Origin of the sequence: Streptomyces sp. NPDC059875 (genome assembly GCF_042731085.1) — a bacterium.
Classification (GTDB): domain Bacteria; phylum Actinomycetota; class Actinomycetes; order Streptomycetales; family Streptomycetaceae; genus Streptomyces.
Genome location: NZ_JBHWJZ010000022.1, coordinates 139720 through 149438, shown reverse-complemented (window position 1 = coordinate 149438; position 9719 = coordinate 139720). Strand labels below are relative to the sequence as shown.

8 protein-coding genes and 1 pseudogene are annotated in these 9719 nt (G+C 73.9%); 3 read left to right on the top strand and 6 right to left on the bottom strand.

Going from position 1 to position 9719, the window contains the following annotated elements; translation table 11 throughout:
* Positions 1 to 140: 140 nt before the first annotated feature.
* Both ACFV9D_RS25680 and ACFV9D_RS25675 read left to right on the top strand, forming a co-directional pair.
* A pseudogene (locus ACFV9D_RS25680) lies at positions 141 to 245 on the top strand (DUF4287 domain-containing protein); the annotation flags it as partial.
* A 92-nt stretch (positions 246 to 337) separates the two neighbouring features.
* Entirely contained in the window at positions 338 to 2173 is a 1836-nt protein-coding gene (locus tag ACFV9D_RS25675) for a hypothetical protein (protein WP_385150669.1), read from the top strand.
* On the opposite strand, the gene ACFV9D_RS25670 is transcribed toward ACFV9D_RS25675, so the two are convergent.
* From ACFV9D_RS25670 to ACFV9D_RS25655, 4 genes are all read right to left on the bottom strand, one after another.
* Positions 2170 to 2436, bottom strand: a complete 267-nt coding sequence (locus ACFV9D_RS25670; RefSeq protein WP_385150667.1) for a hypothetical protein — start codon at positions 2434 to 2436, stop codon at positions 2170 to 2172. The genes ACFV9D_RS25675 and ACFV9D_RS25670 overlap by 4 nt on opposite strands.
* Positions 2437 to 2497: 61 nt before the next feature.
* Positions 2498 to 3901 (bottom strand): FAD-binding oxidoreductase, encoded by a 1404-nt coding sequence (locus tag ACFV9D_RS25665; RefSeq protein ID WP_385150663.1) that lies wholly within the window; start codon positions 3899 to 3901, stop codon positions 2498 to 2500.
* A 218-nt stretch (positions 3902 to 4119) separates the two neighbouring features.
* Complete coding sequence (locus ACFV9D_RS25660; protein WP_385150660.1) at positions 4120 to 4629, bottom strand: DinB family protein; 510 nt, start codon at positions 4627 to 4629, stop codon at positions 4120 to 4122.
* Positions 4630 to 4788: 159 nt separating this feature from the next.
* Positions 4789 to 5046: a hypothetical protein gene (locus ACFV9D_RS25655; protein WP_385150657.1), complete on the bottom strand. Its 258-nt coding sequence runs from the start codon at positions 5044 to 5046 to the stop codon at positions 4789 to 4791.
* A 198-nt stretch (positions 5047 to 5244) separates the two neighbouring features.
* On the opposite strand from ACFV9D_RS25655, the gene ACFV9D_RS25650 reads away from it, so the two are divergent.
* A complete protein-coding gene (locus ACFV9D_RS25650; protein ID WP_385150655.1) occupies positions 5245 to 7743 on the top strand; it encodes a SpoIIE family protein phosphatase in 2499 nt (832 codons plus the stop codon).
* A 25-nt stretch (positions 7744 to 7768) separates the two neighbouring features.
* Here the strand turns inward: ACFV9D_RS25650 and ACFV9D_RS25645 are convergent, their stop codons facing one another.
* Positions 7769 to 8518: a hypothetical protein gene (locus ACFV9D_RS25645; RefSeq protein WP_385150652.1), complete on the bottom strand. Its 750-nt coding sequence runs from the start codon at positions 8516 to 8518 to the stop codon at positions 7769 to 7771.
* Positions 8515 to 9633, bottom strand: coding sequence for a hypothetical protein (locus ACFV9D_RS25640; protein ID WP_385150649.1), 1119 nt, complete (start codon positions 9631 to 9633; stop codon positions 8515 to 8517). The genes ACFV9D_RS25645 and ACFV9D_RS25640 overlap by 4 nt, the downstream gene beginning before the upstream one ends.
* Between the last annotated feature and the right edge of the window lie 86 nt (positions 9634 to 9719).

Here is a 9719-nt window from a genome sequence, read left to right as displayed (position 1 = left end):
GCGCCCCCCGGCCCCCCCCCTTCCCGGTGTTGTGTGTCGGGCCCCTTTGCCTTCGGTGCTACAACCCCCCCCCCCGGGGTCTGTCCCCCCCCGGGCGGGCCGCACCCGGCGGCCGCGCCCCCGCGGCTCGGTCGAGAAGAAGGCACATGGAGCTCGTGTCCTGGCTCAAGGCCGAGCACGGGCTCGGGCACGGCCACGCCAACGCCCTTGTCGCGCACACGCTCGCGGAGGACAGCGGCACGTGATCCCGTGGGCCCGGTCAATTCGCTCGCGCGTGACCGGCCGAGGCTGGCAGGATCCCCCGTATGACCTACGGAATCGAGTCCCACTCCGCCCTGTGAGCGCCCCGGACGAGCGCGGTGCGCTCACCCCCCGGCCCTCCCTGTACGACTACGCGCTGCGCCTGCACGGCGCGGAGCCCGACGGCCGTCTCCCCGAAGGCGGCTACCCCCTTCCCGACCAGCCCCAGCGGCCCAGGCGACGCTCCCCTCTCGACCGGGAGGAAGTGTTCAAGGCCCTCGCGGACGCCCTCACCACCTACGTGACAGATCCGGACACGGGCCGGGCCGCCGACGCGGTGCACGCATATCTGCACGAACTGGGAGTACGACACCGTCACGTCCTCCGCGTCGTCCGCGTTCTGCCGCTGGCGGACGAGGCGGCGGCGCGTGCGCTCGGCCGCCGACTGACCCGCACGGGTGCCAGCGCCGAGGCCGTGAGCGTCGGCCTCGGCCTCCTGGCCCGGCTCGGCGAACCGGAGGACGTCCCGTACCTCCGGACGCTCGGCCTGCTCCGCGACTTCATGGGCACGGCCGTGCAGGCCCTCACGCCTCTCGACCGCCCCACGGCCGCTCTCGTCTGGCTCGCCGTGCGCGTCAACGACCGTGAACTGCGCCCTCTGGTCGACGCCCTCACCGTGCACGACGACGAGTCGGCCCGCGCCCGGCTGGTGGCGATCCCCCGCCACCCGCGCGCCGTCGGGCCGGAGACCGCCCGCATGATCGCGGAGGCCGTACGGCTCGCCGACGTCCTCCGCGAGGACCCGGTCGACGCCGACATCCTGGCCACGGCGGCCAGGCTGCTGTCCCGGATGACGAGCCAGCGTGACTACCGCCCGGAGATCCTCTCCTACGAGCAGGCCGTCACCGCCTACGAGGCCGTCGTCGTACGGGCCTCCCTCCTTGCCCCGACCCTGGACCACTGCGCGACCCTGCTCTCGCTCGCCCTCGACCTGCACAGCGGCCCCAGCTGTCTTCTCCCCTGGCCGCCCGGCCGACGCGAGGCCCTCCTCGACACGCTGGAGTCCGTCCTGCACGCACCCGCGTGGGCGGCCATGGCCGACCGCGAACCCGACGACCCCGACGAGCGCCGCCGCACCCACTGGATCCGGCGCACGGCGCGGCAGCCCTTCGGCCGCACTGCGGACTCGCCCCGGCTCCGGGTGGAGGTCGCCGTACGGGACCCTGCGGACCCCGACTGCGCCGAGACCCGCTTCCTGATCGACGGACGCCCGCTCGTGCCGGGGGCGTTCGGCAAGGGCCCCGGCCACGCGCCGGAGTATCTGCTCGACAGCGGACGTCTGCGGGCGACGGCCGAGCCACGGGAGGTCCAGCTCGCGGAGGCGTACTGCACCGAGGGCTGCTGCGGGGCGCTCTACGTCACCGTGCAGCGGGACGGGGACGAGGTCGTCTGGCGTGACTGGCGCCGCACGGCCGCCGGTCGACGCGGGCAGCCGGAGCTCCCCGCGTACCGGTTCGACGCCGCCGCCTACGACGCCGAGATCACGCGCGTCGAGAACGACCACTCCTGGGCGTGGCCGGCCCGGATCACGGGACGTCTCCTCGCCGCGGGGCTGCGCGACCGGCCGGATCTCCTGACCCGCTGGGACGCGCGGTTCGGGTGGGTGGGAACCGACTTCCACGATCCGGACACGACCGTGCTGTCCTTCACCTACCGCCCGGGCTTCGCCACGGGGAAGCAGGACACGAACGGACCGTGGCTACAGTTCCTGTGGGATCTACCGGAGGACGGCACACCCCCGGACCTGCGGGCGGCCGCTGCCCTGCGACGCCTGGAGACCACCGACCCGAAGACCTCCGCCCGGGTCGGTGGCGGAAGCCGGGAGTACGCGGAGCAGCTCGGCTTCCCCTGGCCCGAGGGCGACCGGAGCTAGCGGGTGTCACCCTCCCAGTCCCAGTGCACGGCGTCGCCCTCCCGCGGCCCGTACCGGGCGTGGCCGCCCGGGCCGTAGGCACCTATCTCCGTGGCGAGGGCGGCCCCCTCCTCGAGCTCGCTCGCGGTCCAGCCGGTGACGTCGAACAGCAGGCCGTCGAGGGGGCCTGCCACCAGCTCGCGGTAGACGCGCCCGGCTCGTGGGCCCGGATCGGGATCGTCATGGTCGGCGCCGTACACACGCCCTCTCATCAGCTCGTCCATACCCGGCAGCATCGCACCCGGCACTGACACTCGCCCGGCCACGACGGTCACGAAGGTGAGGTCAGTCCGCCGGGGCGATGTTCTGGTTGGAGTGGAAGACGTTGGCCGGGTCGTACTCCCTCTTGAGGGCACGCAGCCGGCGGAGCTTGTCGGCCCCGTACGCCTGCTGGACGCGGGCCGCGCCCTCCTCCATGAGGAAGTTGACGTAGACACCGGCGTGGTAGGGCTCCAGAGCGGACCACCACTCGCGCGCCCAGGTGCGCGCCTCGTCGAAGCCCTCGGCGTCGAAGCAGTTGCCGTTGACGTTGAAGGTGTGGCCGACGCCCCGCCCGCCGCACGCGGTCTCGTCCTCACCCACGCGGGCGATCGCACCACCCAGGTGGAAGATGTTGCACGACGAGAGCGGGGAGGTGATCTCCAGGGCATGCGCCGCGCTGATGCCGATGACCTCGTCGCTGAGCCGCTCGATGTCGCAGGACCGGACGTAATACCACCAGCCATGGCGGAACGACGGGTCGAACATGGACTGGTGCTGCAGATAGGGCTTCGGAGCGCACAGGTCGAGCAGCGGCGTCCCGAACTCCCGCAGCGGCCGCAGCACCTCATGGCCCGCCTCGATGTCCCCGGCGTAGCAGCTGATCACCGCGATGACGGGCCTGCCGTGCAGTTCGGGCGGGATCGACGGGAGAGGTGGTGCCATGCGGTGGACGACGATGGTCGTCAGCTCGTCGGGGACGTCGGTGATCCAGTCCCGGTAGAAGCACAGCACGTGCGGTGCTTCCTCCAACGGCCACAGGATCGGTCCGGCGAGCACCGTGGGCCCCACGGGATTGAGCCGGAACTCGAACTCGGTGACGACGCCGAAGTTGCTGCCCGCGCCGCGCAGGCCCCAGAAGAGTTCGGGCTCGTGCTTGGCGCTCGCCGTGACGAAGGTGCCGTCGGCGGTGACCATGTCGGCGGAGAGCAACTGGTCGACCGTGAGCCCGTACTTGCGCATCAGCCAGCCGATCCCGCCGCCGAGGGTGAGCCCGGCGAGGCCGGTGTGCGTCACGATCCCCGCGGGCACCGCCATCCCGAAGTGCTGCGTCTCGCGGTCGAGCGCTCCCAGGAGAACTCCGGCCTGGGCCCTGACCGTACGGTTCACCGGATCGACGCGGATCCCGTCCATGGCCGACAGGTCGATGACGATGCCGCCCTCGCACAGCGACTGGCCCGGGAAGCTGTGGCCCCCGCTCCGTACCGCGACCGGCATGCCACTGCGCGTCGCGCTCTCCAGCGCGGCGGCGACGTCGGCGACGCCGGTGCAATACGCGATGAGGGCGGGGAACTTGCTGATGGACCCGTTCCAGATGCGCCGGGCCTCGTCGTAGTCAGGGTCGTCGGGGCGGACGAGCCTGCCGGAGAAGGATCGCTCCAGCTCCTGGAAGGCCGCCTCGTCCACGCGCGCGGCGGGGGCTGCGCCCATGCTCACTCCTGCGCCGATCGGCTTCTCCTGCCAGCGTCCCACCGGCCGGTTGCCGTGGCCACTGGGGTCAGGCGGTGTGGCGACCGGTCGCCCGCGCCCTCGCCGAACTCGCGTGGCTACTGTGCCGAGACAACGAGGCCCACGACACCCGTGCGGCCGTGATCGCCGAGCGCCGGGGCACGTCCCTGGATCCCGCGCGTAGGACCACTCAGGACCGTTCAGGCGCCGACGGTCCCGTCGACGCCCTCGCGCAGGAGGTCCGCGTGCCCGTTGTGCCGTCCGTACTCGAGCAGGACGTGCACCATCACCATCCGCAGCGACACGTCCTGGCCCCACCGCGGCTGGTGTCCGACGAGGTCCAGGGACGCGGCCTCGCGTTCGATCCGCCGGGAGTTCTCGACCTCTGCTTCCCAGGCCGCGAAGGCCTCTGCGCGGGTGGACCGGCTCGCGTCGTAGGCGGCCTGGAAGTCGACCTTGTCGGACCAGACCATCGGCGCCTCGCCGTCCTCGAAGACCCGGCGGAACCAGGCACGTTCCACCTCGGCCATGTGCCGGACCAGGCCGAGCAGCGACAGCGTCGACGGGGGCATGGACCGTTCGCGCAGCTCGTCGTCGCCGAGCCCCTCGCATTTCATGGCGAGCGTCGCGCGGTGGTAGTCGAGGAAGGCGCGCAGGGTGTCGCGCTCGCTCCCGAGGTGTGGAGGTCCGATGCGGGGGTCGGTGGTCACGGTCGCTGCTCCTCGTCAGGGTCCGGTGCGGGAACCGAACCTACTTCCCCATCCCCGGTGCGGTCGACGCACTGTGGAACGCGTGCGGCATCCCGGTGCCCGCAACGAGCCGTCCCCCTCGCACTCCGCGTTCCCGAGCCGCCCCCGTCGGGCCGGCGCTCACTCCCCCGGCGGGCGCCGCTCGGCCGTCAGCGAGGCGACGAGAACCCCCGCGAGGCCGGCCCACACCACCACCTCTGCGCCGCCGACGGTCGCCCAGCCCACGGCGCCGAGCGCGAGTGCGGCCCCCAGCCCGGCGCCCAGCGCCCGCCGGTCGGTGGCGAAGGCCCAGGCGCGACGGCCCGTACCGGGCTCGCGCAGCTCGAGCACGGCGGCCCGGCACACCAGGGCCGCTGCCGCGACCACCGCTGTCAGCACGGACGGCTCCATGACACCTGCCTCTCTCCCGTCCATGCTCGCGCAGACCCGTCCCGCCCGCCCCCGTTCTTCCGAGTCCCGGCCGCGGCTCACGGCTGCGCGCCAGGCGCGATCGGAGCTGACCGGGCGTGTCCGGGCCGGTGCGTCGCGCGACCGGCCGAGATGCGGGGCCCCTTCGTCCGGGAGCATGCTGGCTGTGTGACGTCGCACGGCGCGGCCGGACCTGCCCCGTCGGCCGGAACCGGGGACGCGCCCGGGAGCACGGAGACCGGCGGGCGGCTGCTCGACGCGCTGCCACTGGTGATGGCCGAGGCAGTGCTCCGTGCGATCGAGGCGGTAGGCGGCTACGCGGGCGGGGTGTACCTGCGGTCGGGCACACCCGGCCTGCTTCGCATGGCGGTGCTCGCCGGGCTCCCCGGCCCGCTGTTCCGGCCCTGGTGGCGCATGCACGTGAACCGCCCGTTCCCGATCGCCGAGGTGCACCGCTCGGGTCAGGCGGTGCACCTGGCCGACGTCGAGGAGGCGATGCGGCAGTTCCCGCAGCTCGTGGCGAGTCTCCCGTTCCCTTTCGCCTCCCTGTACGCGCCGATCGTCAGCGGCCGGGAACGCTTCGGGGTGCTCGTGGTGCTGCGGGCACCGAGCCCCGGGGTCCCGGTCAACACCCGGGACCGGATGCGGATGGCACGGGAGGCGCGCCGACTCGGCGAGGCTCTCGCGGGTCTCGCCGAGGCCGGCGACCCCGTCGAGTGGCCCGGTGAACCGGTGTGCGTCCAGCTTCCCTCGGGCGGCACGAAGCCGGTCCGGATCGGCTACTTCGACTGGGACCTGGCCACCGGCAGCGTCACCGCCGACGCCGGCCTGCGGGCGATCCTGGGCGATGACGACTCGTTCCCCGGCACCATCGACGCGCTGACGGCGCGCCTCGCTTCGGAGGACAGCTACGCGCTGTGGACGATGGCCCGCAGCGCCGCCGAGTCCGGTGCGCAGGTGGCGCGCCGGATCCGGCTCAAGGCGCCCGACGGCGGGCTCCATCTCCTCGAGGTCTCCGCCCGCGCCGCGGGCGATCGCCCCGGGCACCTGACGGGCTCACTGGTCGATCTCGGCACCGGTCTGGTCGGCTCGGACGCCACCGACCGGCTGCCACGGGCGATCCTGGCGATCGACCGCCTGGGCCGGGTCACGTACGTGAACCACCTCATGGAGGCCCTCCTCGGCCAACCCCGCGCGGCGCTCGCCGGGCGGACCGTGTGGGAGGTCCTGCCGTGGTTCGGCCATCCCGCCTACGAGGAGCATCTGCGGGCCGCGCTGCTCTCCGACGAGCCCGTGCACTTCCTGGCCCACACCCCCGAAGGGGAGTGGCTTTCGGTCTCGCTCTATCCCGGCCACGACGGCGTCACGATGGTGCTGCTCCCCGAGGGCGATCCCGCCTACAAGCCCGGCTCGATCTCCCACCCGGACACCGGACTCGGCTCCCCCGCGGACCGGGCGTCGGCGCTGTACCGGCCTGTGGCGCTCGCCATCGCCCTGACCGAGGCGGTGACGGCCCGCCAGGTGTCGGCCGTGGTGACCGACGAGCTGCTACCCGCCTTCGGTGGCCGGCAACTGGCGATCTACCTGCTGAGCGACCGTCATCTCTATCTGGCGTGGGAGACCGGCTTCCCGCCCGGGTTCCTGGAGCCCTTCGACGGTGTGGCGCTCGATGCCCGGCTGCCGGGCGTCGAGGCGCTCACCACCGGCCGGCCGTTGTTCTTCGAGTCGATCGACCAGATGAGCAAGGCCTATCCGGAACTCCCTCTGGACGCGCTCACCGGGGCCCGGGCCTTTCTGCCGCTGATCGCCTCGGGCCGGCCCGTCGGCTCGTGCATCCTCGGCTTCGACCGGCCGCGCGGCTTCAGCCCGGAGGAGCGCACGGTCCTCACGGCCCTCGCCGGGCTCATCGCCCAGGCGCTGGAGCGGGCCCGGCGCTACGACAGCGAGGCCGCCCTCGCCCGCGGGCTGCAGGACGCCCTGCTTCCCGCCCGGCTGCCGGTCCGCGAGCAGGTCGACACGGTGGCGCGCTATCTGCCCGGCACGCAGGGCATGGACGTGGGCGGCGACTGGTACGACGTGATCGAGACGGGTCGGGGGCTGCTCGCGCTGGTGGTCGGCGACGTCCAGGGGCACGGCGTCGCCGCCGCGGCGACGATGGGTCAACTGCGCAGCGCGGTACGGGCCTTCGCGCTCGGCGGCCATCCGCCGGAGGAAGTGGTCCGGGGGACGAACCGGCTGCTGATCGACCTCGATCCGGGGCAGTTCGCCAGTTGCTGCTATGTCGTCCTCGATCCGGCGACGGGCGCCACCCAGGCCGTCCGGGCCGGGCATCCGCAGCCGCTGCTGCGGAGCCCGGACGGCACGACGGAGGTGCTGGAGCTGCCCGGCGGGCTGGTCCTGGGAATCGACGACGACGCCACCTATCCGGTCACCGACCTGCACATGGAGCGCGGGGCGGTCCTGGCCCTGTTCACCGACGGCCTGGTGGAGCGTCCCGGCACCGACATCGACGAGGGGATCGAGTGGCTGCGCCGTACGTTCTCCGTCACCGGGTCGATCCCGCTCGGGGAGACGGCGGACCGGCTGATCCGCGACGCCCGGCAGGCGACCGACCGGCCGGACGACATCGCCCTGCTCCTCGCCGCCCGTTGGGCGCATCCCACCTGAGCGGGCCGACCCGCCGGACCGGCCCCTAGCGGCCGCCCCCGCGCTCGGCGGACAGTCGCTCCCAGGCCGCCGTGAACATCTCGTGCAGGGGCGCCGTCGGCAGGATCCGACCGAAGGGGGCCCGGATCTCGCTTCCCCACAGCGGGCGCACCCCGTACGTCGCCAGCTTCACCGTCTCCAGCGGCAGGTGCGGGGCCTTCAGCTCGGTCCACTCACCGGGCAGGAACACGGTCCGGCCCGCCCGCGCCCGTTTGGCCTCGACCACCGCGCCGGTGGCGAGCAGTTCGGCCCGGACCTCCGCATGCCGCTTGGTCGACCGGCCGTTCCACCGCCGCACATTGCGGTCGGTGGGCGCGGCCAGCGTCGCCACCTGGAGGTACAGCGCCGCCGCGTCCGCGTCGACGCCGAGCTGCCCCGCCACCCGCGTGGTCAGCTCCGGGCAGGACTGCCGCGGATCCGCCTCGTACGCGCCGGTCGGCACGGCCCCCGAGAGGGCCCGGTGCATCATCCGGTCCAGCCCGCCGCCGACCAGCAGCGGCGCCACCTGGTCCAGTTCATCGGCAAGATCGGTGATCGCGCGGACCCGCCGCCATGCCTCGGGGTCGGCGACCGCCGCGGGCCGCAGGAAGGCGGCGCCGCCGGGCGCACATACCACCAGCGGTCCGGAATCGTACGCGGTCACCGGCACCGGCCCCTCCGCCTTGCGGCGGCCCTTCGCCACCGGCAGCCGCCCGGGGCCGAAGCGCTCCGCGAGCCGCTCCGGAGTGTCGTTCACCCGCCCGCCGGACAGCCCCAGCAGCAGCTCCGGACGGTCCAGCTCGGTCCGCAGCCGCTCGTACAGCGCCGTCGCTCCGGCGACGGCGGGATCGCCGACGGGCCGGTCCGTCCACGCCCACACCAGCGCGCTCGCGATCTGCGCGAGCGGGGCGGGTGGTGTGCAGCGTCACCGGGGCGCGCCCCCGGCCCGCAGTCGCGGCCCCAACCGGCCCACCAGGTCGAGGATTCCGCCGGCAGCGGCTGCCGCCCGACCCCGCCGCCGGACCGCGCTGCGTACTGGTACATGCGCACGAAGTTCCCGACCCAGTGGTGCAGCCCGCCCTCCGGCACCACCCGCCCGGACTCCATCGCCTCCGCCGCGCCGCAGGAGATCAGCATCCGCAGCCACGCCCCGCCGTCGGTGACCCCGTCGGGGAAGACCTCCACGAGCCCGGCCGCGACCGTGTCCGTCGGCGGATGGGCCTCAAGGACCGCGGCGGCCGCCGTCAGCAGCGCGTCCGCCACCGACTTCTTCCGGGTCACCGACAGGATCGCGCCCACGAGCCGCGCGACCTCCTCGTCCCCGTGCGCGGCCGCCTTGGCGGAGGCCCGCACGCGGCGCACCAGATCCGCCGGCAGGTCCGCCTGCGACTCCGCCCACGCGGTCAGGAAGGCGTCCAGGGCCGCGTGCGCCGCGGCCGGCTCCAACGTCTCGGCGAGGAAGCGCTGATGGGCGCCGAACTCCTTCGCGGGCATGGCCCCGCCCTTGGCGAACAGCAGCGCGTTGGCCCGGCGGTAGCCGGGGTCCACCGGCAGCCCGTGCCGGGCCTCGGCCGCTCGCGCCGCCACGTAGGCCCGACCGCCCGGCCGGTTCCCGTAACCGATCAGCCGGTGGCCCACGGTGTCCCAGAACCACGGCAGGTGCGCCGGCGGCAGCCGCCGCGCCCGCGCCGCCATCGTGTCGACGAACCGGCCGGGCTCGGTCCAGGACCGGTTGAGCTCGGATCCCATGTCCTCGACCAGGTCACGCGCGGTCCCGGCCGCGTCCGGGTCGTTGGCGGCGACCCAGTCGGCGTAGGTGGTCGAGAGGTGCGTGCCTGCGGCGGGCAGCAGGGAGTCAAGCGAGACGATCATGCTCTGGATCGTCGCACGGCCCACCGACAGCGCTCCGTGAGCCCTTCACCCGGTCGGCCCCGTGGCACTGGTCGGCCGGGCCCGCC

What these genes read in the sequence shown, in the direction of transcription:
- ACFV9D_RS25670 (WP_385150667.1), bottom strand. Translation starts at nt 2,436, where the DNA reads ATGGACGAGCTGATGAGAGGGCGTGTGTACGGCGCCGACCATGACGAT.
- ACFV9D_RS25640 (WP_385150649.1), bottom strand. Translation starts at nt 9,633, where the DNA reads ATGATCGTCTCGCTTGACTCCCTGCTGCCCGCCGCAGGCACGCACCTC.
- ACFV9D_RS25665 (WP_385150663.1), bottom strand. Translation starts at nt 3,901, where the DNA reads ATGGGCGCAGCCCCCGCCGCGCGCGTGGACGAGGCGGCCTTCCAGGAG.